This is a genomic window from Streptomyces sp. NPDC058663 (assembly GCF_042716745.1).
Lineage (GTDB): Bacteria > Actinomycetota > Actinomycetes > Streptomycetales > Streptomycetaceae > Streptomyces.
Window position 1 is genome coordinate 164851 of record NZ_JBHXRV010000003.1, and the last position, 14987, is coordinate 179837.

A 14987-nucleotide genomic window follows, 5' to 3' on the forward strand; every position below is an offset into this window, starting at 1 on the left:
AGACGAATGGTGAAACGGTGAGCGACTCGGACAACGGCCCGCAGGGCGGTGGCCACGACGGCGGCGGCCAGGGTGGCGGCCACGGGGGCAGCCACGACGGCGGTGGCCACGGGGGCAGCCACGACGACCTCGGCACCGACGACGGCGGAGGCTCGGGCGCGCGCAAGCAGCGGTCGTTCTGGAAGGAACTGCCCCTGCTGATCGGTATCGCGCTGGTTCTCGCGCTGCTGATCAAGACGTTCCTGGTGCAGGCCTTCTCGATCCCGTCGGAATCGATGCAGGAGACCCTCCAGAAGGGCGACCGCGTCCTGGTCGACAAGCTGACCCCGTGGTTCGGCTCGGAGCCGGAGCGCGGCGAGGTCGTCGTCTTCCACGACCCGGGCGGCTGGCTCCTCGACACCAAGGTGGCCGAGCCCAACGCCGTGCAGACGTTCCTCAGCTGGATCGGTCTGATGCCGTCCACGGAGGACAAGGACCTGATCAAGCGGGTCGTCGCCATCGGCGGTGACACGGTGGAGTGCAAGGCCGGCAGCTCGGTCAAGGTCAACGGCCACGCGCTCGACGACAAGTCGTACATCGCGCCGAAGGGCGCCCCGTGCGACGACAAGCCGTTCGGCCCGCTGAAGGTGCCGGACGGCAAGATCTGGGTGATGGGCGACAACCGGAAGAACTCGCTCGACTCCCGCTACCACCAGGACATCAAGGGTGGCGGCATGGTCGACAACGAGGAGGTCGTCGGACGGGCCATCGTGGTGGCCTGGCCGATCAGCCGCTGGGCCACGCTGCCCGTACCGGACACCTTCGACCAGCCCGGTCTCGCGAGCGCCACCGCTGGAGCCGCTTCGGCGGCCCCAGGAGCGCTCGGCCTGGCCGGTGCGGTTCCGCTGGTGCTCTGGCGCCGCAGGAAGCTGACCGCCCGGCGTACCGACGGGTAGGGTGCCGTCCCAGATCGTTGATCTCCGAACAGGGGGAGCGCCGGGATGGGCGAAGCAGGACGTACGTCGATACGTAACGCAGACGGCCGCGGCCGCCTCGGCACTGTGCTGTCGGGGCTGGCCGTGGCCGTCGGCTGTGTGCTCTTCCTCGGCGGCTTCGCCTGGGGTGCGGTGGTGTACAAGCCGTACACGGTGCCTTCCGACTCGATGACTCCGTCGATCAAGGCCGGGGACCGGGTGCTCGCCGAGCGGATGGCCGGCGAGCAGGTGCGGCGCGGGGACGTGGTGGTCTTCACCGACCGGACGTGGGGCGCGATGCCGATGGTGAAGCGGGTGGTCGGGGTCGGTGGCGACAGGATCGTCTGCTGTGACGCGCGCAGCCGGCTGCTCCTCAACGGGAAGCCCCTGGAGGAGCCGTATCTGCGCGCGCAGGCGGACACCGCCGGGCAGCCCTTCAGCGCCACGGTCCCCGAGGGCCGGCTCTTCCTCCTCGGCGACGAGCGGCGTACCTCGGTGGACTCCCGCGGGCACCTCATGGAAGCCGGCAAGGGCACGGTCCCGGTCTCCGCGGTGGAGGCCCGGGTGGACGCCGTCGCCTGGCCGGTCGGCGGCGTACTGGAGCGGCCGCGCCCCTTCGCGGAACTGCCCGGAGGCGTCTCCGAGCCGGGCCCGGTGAAGCCGGTGGTGACGGCGGCCGTGGTGGGAGCACTGCTGATCTTCGGCGGGGCCGCGTACGGGCCGTTGTCGAAGCTGGGCGGACGAAGGAAGGTGCGGGTGTGAGCACGGTGGGGAACTCCGACGGCCCCGGGCCCGCGGGGGAGACGCGGCCGTCCGGCGAGGCGGGAGCGGCAGGGGAGACGCCGGAGCGGCGGAGGGTCGCGCGGGTGGTCCTGCTCGACCCCGAGGACCGCATTCTGCTGATGCACGGCTTCGAGCCCGCGGACCCGGGCCGCAAGTGGTGGTTCACGCCGGGCGGCGGCCTGGAGGGCGAGGAGACCTGGGCGGAGGCGGCACTGCGCGAACTCGCGGAGGAAACCGGGATCACGGACGTCGAGCTCGGCCCCGTGCTGTGGCGGCGTCAGTGCTCCTTCCCCTTCGACGGACGGCGCTGGGACCAGGACGAATGGTTCTATTTGGCGCGTACGCAGCAGACCGCGACGGTGCTGACCGGGCTGACGGAGCTGGAGCGGCGCAGCGTCGCGGGTCTGCGGTGGTGGTCCTCCGCCGCACTGCTCGCGACGCGTGAGACGGTGTACCCGACCAGGCTCGCCGAGTTGCTGCGCACGCTGCTCGACGAGGGTCCTCCGAGTACGCCGATCGTCCTGGCCCCGGAATTCGCATAGGGGCGAACGGGGCTGGCGCACAATAGGGGGACGCACGGCTGAAGGGGAACATGCCATGAGCGCCGAGGACCTCGAGAAGTACGAGACCGAGATGGAGCTGAAGCTCTACCGGGAGTACCGCGATGTCGTCGGTCTGTTCAAATATGTGATCGAGACCGAACGGCGCTTCTACCTCACCAACGACTACGAGATGCAGGTGCACTCGGTCCAGGGCGAGGTGTTTTTCGAAGTATCGATGGCGGACGCGTGGGTCTGGGACATGTACCGGCCCGCCAGGTTCGTCAAGCAGGTGCGGGTCCTCACGTTCAAGGACGTCAATGTGGAGGAGCTCAACAAGAGCGATCTGGAACTTCCGGGTGGCTGAGTTTTCCACAAGGGTGGAGTTGTCCACCAAGATCCACTAGTTCGCGGGTATTGCGTCACATTCGGTTCCGGAGGTGGAACCGAATGAACGCGAAGAATGAACGAACGGCGCACGCCGCCCGCGGCAGCCTCGGCCGGTACGGCGAGGATCTGGCGGCCCGCTGGGTGACCGAAACCGGGATGTCCGTACTGGAGCGCAACTGGCGCTGCCGGGCGGGCGAGATCGACATCGTGGCCAGGGACGGGGACGCGGTCGTCGTCTGCGAGGTCAAGACCCGCCGCACCAGCCCCTTCCAGCACCCCATGGCAGCCGTCCCGCCGCGCAAGGCGCGGCGGCTGCGCGCCCTGGCCGAACTCTGGCTGCACGAGCACGGCGGTCCGCCGCCCGGCGGCGCCCGGATCGACCTCGTGGGCGTCACCCTGCCCCGACGGGGCTCCCCGGTCGTGGAGCACGCGCGGGGGGTGGCCTGATGGGGTTCGCGCGTACGTGTTCGGTGGCGCTGGTCGGCGTCGAGGGCGTGGTGGTCGAGGTGCAGGCCGACCTGGAGCCGGGGCTCGCCGCCTTCGCCCTGGTGGGCCTGCCCGACAAGAGCCTGTTCGAGAGCAAGGACCGGGTGCGGGCGGCGGTGGTCAACTCCGATGTGGCCTGGCCGCAGAAGAAGCTGACCGTGGGGCTGAGCCCGGCCTCGGTGCCCAAGAGCGGCAGCGGTTTCGACTTGGCCGTCGCGGTCGCCGTGCTGGGTGCGGCCGAGCGGATCGACCCCCGGGAGATCGCCGATCTCGTGATGGTCGGGGAGCTCGGGCTGGACGGCAGGGTCAGACCGGTGCGCGGCATCCTCCCCGCAGTGCTGGCCGCCGCCGAGGCCGGGTACCGGCAGGTGGTGGTGCCCGAACAGTGCGCGGCGGAGGCCGCGCTGGTGCCCGGCATCTCGGTGCTCGGCGTCCGCAGCCTGCGCCAGCTGATCGCCGTGCTCGCCGGGGAGGAGGTGCCGGAGGAGGAACCGGCGGACGAGGGACGCCCCGATGCCATGCTGGCCGGGCTGATGGTGCCCGGCGCGGGAGCGGGCACCGGCCTGTCGGCGGACCGCGCGGACGACGGACCGGACCTGGCGGACGTGGGCGGACAGGAGGTGTCCCGGTTCGCCCTGGAGGTCGCTGCGGCGGGCGGCCACCACCTGCTGCTGTACGGCCCGCCGGGGGCGGGCAAGACCATGCTCGCGGAACGGCTGCCCGGGCTGCTGCCCCCGCTGAGCCGGCAGGAGTCCCTCGAAGTCACCGCGGTGCACTCGGTGGCGGGCATCCTGCCGCCCGGCGAACCGCTGGTCACCCGGGCGCCGTACTGCGCTCCGCACCACTCCGCGACGATGCAGTCCTTGATCGGCGGGGGCAACGGGCTGCCGAGGCCCGGGGCGGTCTCGCTGGCGCACCGGGGGATCCTCTTCATGGACGAGGCGCCGGAATTCACTGCGAAGGCACTCGATTCGCTGCGGCAGCCGCTGGAGTCCGGTCATGTGGTGGTGGCGCGCAGCGCGGGAGTGGTGCGGCTGCCGGCCCGCTTCCTCATGGTGCTGGCGGCCAACCCGTGCCCGTGCGGACGGCACGGCTCCAAGGAGGCCGCGTGCGACTGCGGAGCGGCCACGGTCCGGCGCTACCAGGCGCGGCTCTCGGGCCCGCTGATCGACCGGGTCGACCTCAAGGTCAGGGTCGAAGCGGTGCAGCGCGCCGACCTGATGGGGCGGGGCCGCCGCGGCGAGAGCACCGCCGAGGTCGCCGCCCGGGTGCGGGCCGCGAGGGAGCGGGCCGCGCTCCGGCTGGCGGGCACCCCCTGGACCCACAACAGCGAGGTGCCGGGCCATGAACTGCGTACCCGCTGGCAGGCGCTGCCCGGCGCGCTCGCCACCGCCGAACGGGACATGGACCGGGGGCTGCTGACCGCGCGCGGCTTCGACCGGGTGCTGCGCGTCGCCTGGACCGTCGCGGACCTCGCCGGAAACGAGCGGCCCGACGAGGGCGACCTGGAGATCGCGCTCCAGCTGCGGACCGGTGTCGACCGGGGTGCGATCAAGGCACGGCTGGGCGGGAGCGGCGTGCTGGTGGGCGGAGGCGCGGGGTGAGCGGGGACGGGGCCGGTGCGGGGCGGGGGCGCGTGAGCGAGGCGGAGCGGCTGGCCCGGGCGGCCCTGACCGGGATCATCGAGCCGGGGGACGAGACGGGCGGGCGCTGGCTGCGCGAGTACGGTCCTGTGGAACTGCTGCGACGGCTCACCGCGCCCGCCCCCGGAGCGGCCGATGCCCTGTCGGGGGTCAGCGCGAAACGGCTCGCCGGAGTCCGGAACAGGGCGGCGGGCGCCGACGGGGCCCGGTACCTGGCGGCGGCGGCCGCGGTGGCCGGCCGGCTGGTGTGCCCGGGGGACGAGGAGTGGCCCAGCCAGCTGGACGACCTCGGGGACGCCAGGCCCGTCGCCCTCTGGGTGCGGGGCCGGCCCAGCCTGCGGATCTGGGCACTGCGCTCCGTCGCCGTCGTCGGAGCCCGCGCCTGCACCCCGTACGGCTCCCACATGGCGGCGACCCTCGGAGCGGGCCTCGCCGAGCGCGGCTGGGTGGTGGCGTCCGGGGCCGCGTACGGGGTCGACGGGGCCGCCCATCGCGGGGTGCTCGCCGCGGGCGGGGCGACCATTGCCGTACTGGCCTGCGGCATCGACACCGTCTATCCCCGCGGCCACGCCGAGTTGATCTCCCGCATCGCCGAACAGGGACTGCTGGTCGGAGAGTTGCCGCCGGGCAGCCACCCGACGCCGAGCAGGTTCGTGCTGCGCAACAGGGTCATCGCCGCGCTCACCCGGGGCACCGTCGTCGTGGAGGCCGAGTACCGCAGCGGATCGCTCGTCACCGCCCGCGGCGCACAACGCCTGGGACGCTTCACCATGGGTGTCCCCGGGCCGGTCACCAGCGGGCTCTCGGCCGGGGTGCACGAACTCCTCCGGGGAGAGGGAGTACTGGTCACCGACGCGGCCGAAATCGTCGAACTCGTCGGGGAGATGGGGGACCTCGCCCCGGCCCGGCGCGGACCCGTCCTGCCCAGGGACCTGCTCGACCCCGTCGCCGTCCGCGTCCTGGAGGCACTGCCCGCCCGCACGGCAACCGACACGCGGAGCGTCGCGCGCGAGGCGGGGACGACCGGGGACGAGGCACTCGCCAGGCTGTACGAACTGCACTCCCTGGGGTTCGTCGAACGTCACGGCGACGACTGGAAGTTGGCGTCAAGCGCCGTACGCGCGGTACACGCCCGGCGAGGCGGTGCTTGACCAGGGGCATCCGAATGAAAAGCTTAAGGACGATGTCCTGTGATTCGAGCGCCGAAGCCCGGGGGGAGCTGCCCTGTGCGGCAGCGGCCCGTGGGCGGGGGCGTGGTCCGGGGGCGTCAACCGGAGGGCTTCATGTCATATCCTGCGCGCACTGCGACGACCCAGTCACGCTACGCTCGCAAGGATTTCGCCCCGCTCAGGCATCACCCACGGCATCAAGTCCCCCTCACATCACAGCAGAACGGCTCAAGGCAACGCATGCCCCAGCACACCTCCGGGTCTGACCGCGCGGCAGCTCCCCCCGCTGCCCGTGGCCCCGTACGGCCCCCGGCGCCCTCGTCCGTGGACGAGCTGTGGCGGTCGTACAAGACCACGGGCGACGAGCGGCTGCGGGAGCAGCTGATCCTGCACTACTCGCCGCTGGTGAAGTACGTCGCGGGCCGGGTCAGCGTGGGGCTGCCCTCCAACGTCGAGCAGGCGGACTTCGTGTCCTCCGGAGTCTTCGGGCTGATCGACGCCATCGAGAAGTTCGACATCGAGCGCTCCATCAAGTTCGAGACGTACGCCATCACCCGCATCCGCGGCGCGATGATCGACGAACTGCGCGCCCTCGACTGGATCCCCCGCTCGGTACGGCAGAAGGCCAAGGCCGTCGAGCGTGCGTACGCCACCCTGGAGGCGCAGCTGCGGCGCACCCCCTCCGAGGGCGAGGTCGCCGCCGAGATGGGCATCGCCGTCGAGGAACTGCACGCCGTCTTCAGCCAGTTGTCACTGGCCAACGTCGTCGCCCTCGAAGAGCTGCTGCACGCCGGCGGTGAGGGCGGCGACCGGCTCAGCCTGATGGAGACGCTGGAGGACACCAGCGCCGACAACCCGGTCGAGGTCGCCGAGGACCGCGAACTGCGCCGGCTGCTCGCCCGGTCCATCAACACCCTCCCCGAGCGGGAGAAGACCGTGATCACCCTCTACTACTACGAGGGCCTCACCCTCGCCGAGATCGGCAATGTGCTCGGCGTCACGGAGAGCCGGGTCAGCCAGATCCACACCAAGTCGGTGCTGCAGCTCAGGGCCAAACTGGCCGACGTCGGCCGGTGACCGGCCGGGCCCCGCGGAAGCGCTGAATCGTCCCTGCCGGGTGTACCCGTCGTCATCCCGGGCGCACATCCGTAGAGTGGAACCCGTGCCAAGGATTCGAGCGGCCTCCGTGGCCGAGCACCGGATGATGCAGCGCAGTGCCCTGCTGGACGCTGCACGCTCCCTCCTGTCCGAAGGCGGTACGGAGGCGCTGACCTTCCCCGCCCTCGCCGAGCGCACGGGCCTGGCCCGCTCCTCGGTCTACGAGTACTTCCGCTCCCGGGGCGCGGTCGTCGAGGAACTGTGCGCCGTCGACTTCCCCGTCTGGGCTGCCGAGGTCGAGAACGCGATGGCTGCGGCGGACACCGCCGAAGGCAAGATCGAGGCGTACGTACGCCAGCAACTGGTGCTGGTCGGGGACCGCCGCCACCGCGCTGTCGTCGCGATCTCCGCGAGCGAGCTGGACGCCGGGGCCCGGGAGAAGATCAGGGCCGCGCACGGCGGGCTGGTCATGATGATCGGTGACGCCCTGCGCGAGCTGGGCCACGCACAGCCCCGGCTCGCGGCCATGATGCTGCAGGGCGTCGTCGACGCCGCCGTACGCCGCCTGGAGCTCGGCGGGGCCGCCGAGGAACCCGGCCTCATCACCGAGGCCGCCGTCACGATGGCACTGCGGGGCGTCCGCGGCTGACCCTGCCGCCACCGGTTGCGCCTGCGCGGCCGACCCTGCCGCCACCGGGCTCCGCCTTTCCGGGCCGACCCTGCGGCCACCGTTGTGGCCGCCACCGGGTCCGCCTCCGCGGCTCCCGCCTGCGCAGGGCGTAGGCCAGCACCGTCGCCGCTGTCAGGGCCAGCCCGTGCAGCGCGTCCGGGACGAGTGCGGCGGCCTTCGCCCCGCGCAGCACCCCGCTCCTCTCCGACGCCCCGGCTGCCCCGCCCGCCCCCGGCGCCCCGCCCGGCCCCGAGGTCCCGCGCGGGTCCGGCGGCGGTACTCCGTACACCGGCAGCAGCCGGGGCGGCCCCTTGTGCAGCAGGCCGGGCGGCAGCAGTGACAGCGGGTCCAGGTAGGCGGTGCCCCGCCGCAGCCCCCAGTGCAGACAGCTCGTCGCCGGGCAGTGGTACGCCCCCGGCTCCAGCACCGCCACCACCTGCCCGGCCGTCACTCGCGCGCCCTCGGCCACCACGGCGCGCACCGGCTCGTACGTCGTGCGCAACGGGGGATCCCCGCTCCCGTCCAGCGTGACCGTCAGCACCCCGCGACCGGCAACCGGGCCCGCGAACGAGATGCGGCCCGGCGCCGCCGCCCGTACCTCCTGGCCGGCCCGGGCGGCCAGGTCCACGCCCCGGTGCCCGGCCGCGTACGCGGACGGCGGCGGCTCCCAGCCCCGTACGACAGCCGGCCCACGGCCTACCGGCCAGGCACGGCCGCCCGGCACTTCGGCCTCCCCCGCGGACCCCTTCGGTACCTCCGCCGCCCCCGCGGACACCGTCGGCAGCACGGCGGCCACCAGGAAGAACAACGCTGCGCTCATCAGTCGGTACATGACCGGAACAGTCCCGCACCCGGGGCGCCCGCGGGGATCATGGACCGTTCCTGTGGACGGCCGCGGGGTTGTGGACAACACCGTCACCCGGCACTGTGCCGGTCCCGTACACTTCTTGTGGCGATCCGGGTCACCGGGTCGACTTCGCACGTCCCGCCACCACCCACTCTGCGGTCAGTGGCAGCGCCGCTCGGTCCTCAGGGGTCTTGTGACCCCATGGGCACGGCGCGAGGGACGTCAGGCGCGACCGCCGTCCGGCGGAAGTGATAACCGAGTACCTCAAGGAGTACGGCCATGGCCGTCGTCACGATGCGGGAGCTGCTGGAAAGCGGCGTCCACTTCGGTCACCAGACCCGTCGTTGGAACCCGAAGATGAAGCGTTTCATCTTCACGGAGCGCAACGGCATCTACATCATCGACCTCCTGCAGTCGCTGTCGTACATCGACCGCGCCTACGAGTTCGTGAAGGAGACCGTCGCCCACGGCGGTTCCATCATGTTCGTCGGTACGAAGAAGCAGGCCCAGGAGGCCATCGCCGAGCAGGCGACGCGCGTGGGCATGCCCTACGTCAACCAGCGCTGGCTCGGTGGCATGCTCACCAACTTCTCCACCGTCTACAAGCGCCTCCAGCGCCTGAAGGAGCTGGAGCTCATCGACTTCGAGGACGTGGCCGCGTCGGGCCTCACCAAGAAGGAGCTCCTCGTTCTCTCGCGCGAGAAGGCCAAGCTGGAGAAGACCCTCGGCGGTATCCGCGAGATGTCGAAGGTTCCCAGCGCCGTCTGGATCGTCGACACCAAGAAGGAGCACATCGCCGTCGGTGAGGCGCGCAAGCTCCGCATCCCGGTCGTCGCGATCCTCGACACCAACTGCGACCCCGACGAGGTCGACTACAAGATTCCGGGCAACGACGACGCGATCCGCTCCGTCACCCTGCTCACCCGCGTGATCGCCGACGCCGTCGCCGAGGGCCTCATCGCCCGTTCCGGTGCCGCCACGGGCGACTCCAAGCCGGGCGACAAGGCCGCCGGTGAGCCGCTCGCCGAGTGGGAGCGCGACCTGCTCGAGGGCGACAAGAAGGCTGACGAGGCTCCGGCCGCCGACGCCGAGGCCCCGGCCGCCGAGGCTGCCCCGGCCGCCGACGAGGCTCCGGCCGCCGAGGCCGAGAAGCCGGCCGAGGCCGCTGCCGAGGCTCCGGCCGCGGACGCCGAGCAGGCCTGACCCAGCCCTTAACGGCTGACCGACGGCGGGGGAGGGTGCGCCACCAGGCGCCCCGCCCCCGCCGTTCACCCGTAGATCACGTAGATCACGACGCGTCGATCCTTGACTCCGGTCGATCCACACTCGTAGATCACGACTTCCGAGAAGAGATTCACAGACTCATGGCGAACTACACCGCCGCTGACGTCAAGAAGCTCCGCGAGCTCACCGGCGCCGGCATGATGGACTGCAAGAAGGCCCTCGACGAGGCCGAAGGCAGCGTCGACAAGGCCGTCGAAGCCCTCCGTATCAAGGGCCAGAAGGGCGTCGCCAAGCGCGAGGGCCGTTCGGCCGAGAACGGCGCCGTCGTCTCCCTGATCGCCGACGACAACACCTCCGGTGTCATCGTCGAGCTCAAGTGCGAGACCGACTTCGTCGCCAAGGGCGAGAAGTTCCAGGCCGTCGCCAACCAGCTCGCCGCGCACGTCGCCGCGACCTCGCCGGCCGACCTCTCCGCTCTGCTCGCCTCCGAGATCGAGGCCGGCAAGACCGTGCAGGCGTACGTCGACGAGGCCAACGCCAACCTGGGCGAGAAGATCGTCCTGGAGCGCTTCGCCCAGTACACCGGCGCCTACGTGACCGCGTACATGCACCGCACCATGCCCGACCTGCCCCCGCAGATCGGTGTTCTGGTCGAGCTGGACAAGGCCGACGCCGACCTGGCCCGTGGCATCGCCCAGCACATCGCCGCCTTCGCGCCGAAGTACCTCGACAAGGGCGACGTCCCCGCCGACGTCGTCGAGGCCGAGCGCCGCGTCGCCGAGGAGACCACCCGCGCCGAGGGCAAGCCCGAGGCCGCCCTCCCGAAGATCGTCGAGGGTCGCGTCAACGGCTTCTTCAAGGAGGCCACCCTCCTCGGCCAGCCGTACGCGCTGGACAACAAGAAGTCCGTCCAGAAGGTCCTGGACGAGGCCGGTGTCACCCTGAAGCGCTTCACGCGCATCAAGGTCGGCATCTGAGTCCGTACGCCGACCCGTCGACGTAACGCGAACATCGCCAGACCCGGCTAGGGTCTCATGCAGCCGCCCGGCGCACGCGCCGTAAGGCCGCAGATCTGACGAGGAGGCCATTGCCGCAGAGGGAACCGCAAAGTTCCACCGGCAATGGCCTTCTTCGTATGTGCACGAGGAGAAACCCCATGAATCAGGGCGCGGACGCCAACCAGTCCATCGACAACGGCAAGAAGACCGGACGCTTCATGCTGAAGCTGTCCGGCGAGGCGTTCGCCGGCGGCGGTGCCCTCGGCGTCGACCCCGACGTCGTGCACGCCATCGCCCGCGAGATCGCCGCGGTCGTCCGGGACGGAGCAGAGGTCGCGGTCGTCATCGGCGGCGGCAACTTCTTCCGCGGTGCCGAACTCCAGCAGCGCGGCATGGACCGGGCCCGCTCCGACTACATGGGCATGCTCGGCACCGTCATGAACTGCCTCGCACTCCAGGACTTCCTGGAGAAGGAGGGCATCGACTCCCGCGTCCAGACCGCCATCACCATGGGCCAGGTCGCGGAGCCTTACATCCCGCTGCGCGCCGTACGGCACCTGGAGAAGGGCCGCGTCGTGATCTTCGGCGCGGGCATGGGCATGCCGTACTTCTCCACCGACACCACGGCCGCCCAGCGCGCCCTGGAGATCGACGCGGAAGCCCTGCTCATGGGCAAGAACGGGGTCGACGGGGTTTACGACTCCGACCCCAAGAAGAACCCGGCGGCGGTCAAGTTCGACGCGCTGGAGTACAGCGAGGTGCTGTCCCGCGACCTCAAGGTCGCCGACGCCACCGCCATCACGCTGTGCCGCGACAACGACCTGCCGATCCTGGTCTTCGAGCTCCTGGCCGCGGGCAATATCGCCCGGGCGGTCAAGGGTGAGAAGATCGGCACGCTCGTCAACGCGCAGGGCACCCGCGCCTGACCGGTTTCGGGTTCGTGCCCCCGGCCTGGCCGGGGGATGGACAATGTCCTGCCGGTCGGACACCGTGCAGGAGAAGACGCACGCAAGCAGCAGGTCCGTGATTCCCGGTTCGAGCTGTTCGGTTCGAGCCGTTTCGGCGTGAAGCTGTTCCGGTTCAAGACATGCAGGAGTACGTGGTGATCGAAGAAATCCTCCTCGAGGCCGAGGAGAAAATGGAGAAGGCCGTCGTGGTCGCCAAGGAGGACTTCGCCGCGATCCGCACTGGCCGTGCGCACCCGGCGATGTTCAACAAGATCGTGGCCGACTACTACGGCGCGCTGACCCCCATCAACCAGCTGGCGTCCTTCTCGGTCCCCGAGCCGCGGATGGCCGTGGTGACCCCCTTCGACGCGAGCGCCCTGCGCAACATCGAGCAGGCGATCCGCGACTCCGACCTCGGCGTCAACCCGAGCAACGACGGCCGCATCATCCGGGTGACGTTCCCTCAGCTGACGGAGGAGCGCCGCAAGGAGTACATCAAGGTCGCGCGCAACAAGGCCGAGGACTCCCGGATCTCCATCCGCGCCGTGCGCCGCAAGACCAAGGACACCCTTGACAAGCTGGTCAAGGACAAGGAGGCCGGCGAGGACGAGGTCCGCCGTGCGGAGAAGGAGCTCGACGACACCACCGCGAAGTACGTGGCGCAGGTGGACGAGCTGCTGAAGCACAAGGAAGCCGAGCTGCTCGAGGTCTGATGAACGACTCTTCCTGGGGGGCCCAGCCGCGGGCGGGCTATGCCGGTGAAGGGACCGCCCCCGACCAGGGGCCCCTTCCGGCGGGTCCCGCGTACGATACGCATGACGCCCAGCACACTCGGCCCATGCCCATCGTGCCCGAGACAGGTCCCCCGTCAGGTCCCGAGTCGTACCCCGGGGCCCGCCCCGGGGCAGGCAGAGACGCCGACGACCGCGACGACCGGACGCGGGGGGCCGTTCCCGCTGCGGGCTCACAGAGCTTCGCAGCGCAGGGCGGCCCCCGCTTCCGCGACGAGATGCCGCAGGAGCCCATGTCCACGCCGCCGTCCCCGGCTCCCAAGCCACCCGAGAAGAAGCGGGCGGGCCGTGATCTGCGCGCCGCCATAGGGGTCGGTCTCGGTCTCGGCGTGCTCATCATGGCATCGCTGTACATCTGGAAGGCCGCGTTCATCGGCGTCATAGCGGTCGCCGTGGTCGTCGGGCTCTGGGAGCTGACCTCCCGCCTGGAGGAGCGCAAGGGCATCAAGGCCCCGCTGGTACCGCTCGCGGTCGGCGGAGCCGCGATGGTCGTCGCCGGATACGTGCGCGGCCCCGAGGGCGCCTGGGTGGCCATGGCCCTCACCGCGCTCGCGGTCCTGGTGTGGCGGATGACCGAACCGCCCGAGGGGTACCTCAAGGACGTCACCGCGGGGGTCTTCGCCGCCTTCTACGTCCCCTTCCTGGCGACCTTCGTCGCGATGATGCTCAAAGCCGGGGACGGACCGGAGCGGGTGCTGACGTTCCTGCTGCTCACCGTGGTCAGCGACACCGGTGCGTACGCGGTCGGCTGGCGTTTCGGCAGGCACAAGCTGGCCCCGCGCATCAGCCCCGGCAAGACCCGCGAGGGCCTGCTCGGGGCGATCGCCTTCGCGATGGCGGCGGGCGTGCTCTGCATGACGCTGCTGATCGACGGCGGCACCTGGTGGCAGGGCATGCTGCTCGGCCTCGCGGTCGCGGCCAGCGCGACGCTGGGCGACCTGGGCGAGTCCATGATCAAGCGGGACCTCGGGATCAAGGACATGGGCACGCTGCTCCCCGGACACGGCGGCATCATGGACCGGCTCGACTCGCTGCTGCCGACCGCCCCGGTGGTCTGGCTGCTGATGGTGATCTTCGTGGGATCCGCCTGACGGCCGCTTTGACCTGCTGCGTTGTCGCGTGAGGGGCCCGCCGTCCACAGGACGGCGGGCCCCTCACGTACATCTGCGACACTGGATGAACCATGCCTGTACCCGGAGAACTCACTTTCGTCGCGCCCCGCGGAGCCAAGAAGCCCCCGCGGCACCTCGCCGACCTCACGCCCGCCGAGCGCAAGGAGGCCGTGGCCGAGATCGGTGAGAAGCCGTTCCGCGCCAAGCAGCTTTCGCAGCACTACTTCGCGCGGTACGCCCACGACCCCGCGGAGTGGACCGACATCCCGGCCGGTTCGCGGGAGAAGCTGCGCGAGGCGCTGCTGCCCGAGCTGATGACGGTCGTGCGCCACCTGTCGACCGACCAGGACACCACCCGTAAGACGCTGTGGAGGATGCACGACGGGACGCTGGTGGAGTCCGTGCTCATGCGTTACCCGGACCGGGTGACCATGTGCATCTCCTCGCAGGCCGGGTGCGGAATGAACTGCCCGTTCTGCGCGACGGGACAGGCCGGGCTCGACCGGAACCTGTCGACCGCGGAGATCGTGCACCAGATCGTTGACGGCATGCGCGCCCTGCGCGACGGTGAGGTGCCCGGCGGCCCGGCACGGCTGTCCAACATCGTCTTCATGGGGATGGGCGAGCCGCTCGCCAACTACAAGCGCGTCGTCGGCGCGATCCGCCGGCTGACCGACCCGGAGCCGGACGGCCTGGGCCTGTCGCAGCGCGGCATCACCGTCTCCACCGTGGGCCTGGTGCCCGCGATGCTGCGCTTCGCCGACGAGGGCTTCAAGTGCCGGCTCGCGGTCTCGCTGCACGCGCCGGACGACGAGCTGCGCGACACCCTGGTGCCGGTCAACACCCGGTGGAAGGTCCGCGAGGTGCTGGACGCGGCGTGGGAGTACGCCGAGAAGTCCGGCCGCCGCATCTCCATCGAGTACGCGCTGATCAGGGACATCAACGACCAGGCGTGGCGCGGTGACCGGCTGGGCCGGCTGCTCAAGAACAAGCGGGTGCACGTCAACCTGATCCCGCTGAACCCGACGCCGGGCTCCAAGTGGACCGCCTCGCGGCCCGAGGACGAGAAGGCGTTCGTCGAGGCCATCGCCGCCCACGGGGTCCCGGTGACCGTGCGCGACACGCGTGGCCAGGAGATCGACGGGGCCTGCGGCCAGCTGGCGGCCTCCGAGCGGTAACCGGTCCGTGCCTGGCTGTACGCTGGGCCGCACATACGCATATTCCGACAGGGGAGCGCCACAGCGCTGAGAGTGCAGTCCTCACTGCAGACCCTCTGAACCTTGCCCAGGTCATTCTGGGTAGGAAGTTCGGTCGTTTACTCAAGCTGTTGCGCCCTG

Annotated in this window: 16 protein-coding genes and 1 riboswitch; of the genes, 15 read left to right on the plus strand and 1 reads right to left on the minus strand. The window is 70.9% G+C overall.

What is annotated here, in order from left to right; genetic code table 11:
• Positions 1–17: 17 nt before the first annotated feature.
• From lepB (ACFWVV_RS03590) to ACFWVV_RS03630, 9 genes are all read left to right on the plus strand, one after another.
• Complete coding sequence (gene lepB, locus ACFWVV_RS03590; RefSeq protein WP_384344522.1) at positions 18–935, plus strand: signal peptidase I; 918 nt, start codon at positions 18–20, stop codon at positions 933–935.
• 45 nt (positions 936–980) lie between these two features.
• Positions 981–1715 carry a signal peptidase I gene (gene lepB, locus ACFWVV_RS03595; protein WP_384344525.1) on the plus strand — a complete coding sequence of 245 codons (735 nt, stop codon included), beginning with the start codon at positions 981–983 and terminating at the stop codon, positions 1713–1715.
• Between the two features lie 5 nt (positions 1716–1720).
• Positions 1721–2278, plus strand: coding sequence for an NUDIX hydrolase (locus ACFWVV_RS03600; protein WP_384344662.1), 558 nt, complete (start codon positions 1721–1723; stop codon positions 2276–2278).
• 55 nt (positions 2279–2333) lie between these two features.
• Positions 2334–2642, plus strand: a complete 309-nt coding sequence (locus tag ACFWVV_RS03605) for a DUF2469 domain-containing protein (protein ID WP_185034425.1) — start codon at positions 2334–2336, stop codon at positions 2640–2642.
• A gap of 83 nt (positions 2643–2725) precedes the next feature.
• The gene (locus ACFWVV_RS03610; protein WP_384344528.1) at positions 2726–3112 is read left to right on the plus strand and encodes a YraN family protein; all 387 of its coding nucleotides are present in this window, start codon (positions 2726–2728) and stop codon (positions 3110–3112) included.
• The gene (locus tag ACFWVV_RS03615; protein WP_384344531.1) at positions 3112–4755 is read left to right on the plus strand and encodes a YifB family Mg chelatase-like AAA ATPase; all 1644 of its coding nucleotides are present in this window, start codon (positions 3112–3114) and stop codon (positions 4753–4755) included. The genes ACFWVV_RS03610 and ACFWVV_RS03615 overlap by 1 nt, the downstream gene beginning before the upstream one ends.
• A complete protein-coding gene (dprA, locus tag ACFWVV_RS03620; RefSeq protein ID WP_384344534.1) occupies positions 4752–5945 on the plus strand; it encodes a DNA-processing protein DprA in 1194 nt (397 codons plus the stop codon). Before ACFWVV_RS03615 ends, dprA begins: the two co-directional genes overlap by 4 nt.
• Before the next feature lie 258 nt (positions 5946–6203).
• On the plus strand, positions 6204–7040 hold the full coding sequence (gene whiG, locus ACFWVV_RS03625; RefSeq protein WP_384344537.1) for an RNA polymerase sigma factor WhiG: 837 nt from the start codon (positions 6204–6206) through the stop codon (positions 7038–7040).
• A 109-nt stretch (positions 7041–7149) separates the two neighbouring features.
• Positions 7150–7710, plus strand: coding sequence for a TetR/AcrR family transcriptional regulator (locus tag ACFWVV_RS03630; RefSeq protein ID WP_384344664.1), 561 nt, complete (start codon positions 7150–7152; stop codon positions 7708–7710).
• On the opposite strand, the gene ACFWVV_RS03635 is transcribed toward ACFWVV_RS03630, so the two are convergent.
• Positions 7679–8551: a murein hydrolase activator EnvC family protein gene (locus ACFWVV_RS03635; RefSeq protein ID WP_384344540.1), complete on the minus strand. Its 873-nt coding sequence runs from the start codon at positions 8549–8551 to the stop codon at positions 7679–7681. The genes ACFWVV_RS03630 and ACFWVV_RS03635 overlap by 32 nt on opposite strands.
• 306 nt (positions 8552–8857) lie before the next feature.
• On the opposite strand from ACFWVV_RS03635, the gene rpsB reads away from it, so the two are divergent.
• The 6 genes from rpsB to rlmN all read left to right on the plus strand — a co-directional run bounded on the left by rpsB (position 8858) and on the right by rlmN (position 14828).
• Positions 8858–9781 (plus strand): 30S ribosomal protein S2, encoded by a 924-nt coding sequence (gene rpsB / locus ACFWVV_RS03640; RefSeq protein ID WP_384344543.1) that lies wholly within the window; start codon positions 8858–8860, stop codon positions 9779–9781.
• A 161-nt stretch (positions 9782–9942) separates the two neighbouring features.
• On the plus strand, positions 9943–10779 hold the full coding sequence (gene tsf / locus ACFWVV_RS03645) for a translation elongation factor Ts (RefSeq protein WP_384344547.1): 837 nt from the start codon (positions 9943–9945) through the stop codon (positions 10777–10779).
• Between the two features lie 179 nt (positions 10780–10958).
• Positions 10959–11726, plus strand: coding sequence for a UMP kinase (gene pyrH, locus ACFWVV_RS03650; protein WP_384344550.1), 768 nt, complete (start codon positions 10959–10961; stop codon positions 11724–11726).
• Positions 11727–11902: 176 nt separating this feature from the next.
• Positions 11903–12460 carry a ribosome recycling factor gene (frr, locus tag ACFWVV_RS03655; RefSeq protein ID WP_384344553.1) on the plus strand — a complete coding sequence of 186 codons (558 nt, stop codon included), beginning with the start codon at positions 11903–11905 and terminating at the stop codon, positions 12458–12460.
• Entirely contained in the window at positions 12460–13629 is a 1170-nt protein-coding gene (locus ACFWVV_RS03660; protein WP_384344556.1) for a phosphatidate cytidylyltransferase, read from the plus strand. The genes frr and ACFWVV_RS03660 overlap by 1 nt, the downstream gene beginning before the upstream one ends.
• A gap of 92 nt (positions 13630–13721) precedes the next feature.
• Entirely contained in the window at positions 13722–14828 is a 1107-nt protein-coding gene (gene rlmN, locus ACFWVV_RS03665) for a 23S rRNA (adenine(2503)-C(2))-methyltransferase RlmN (RefSeq protein WP_384344559.1), read from the plus strand.
• A 39-nt stretch (positions 14829–14867) separates the two neighbouring features.
• Positions 14868–14973: riboswitch (TPP riboswitch) on the plus strand.
• Positions 14974–14987 lie beyond the last annotated feature (14 nt).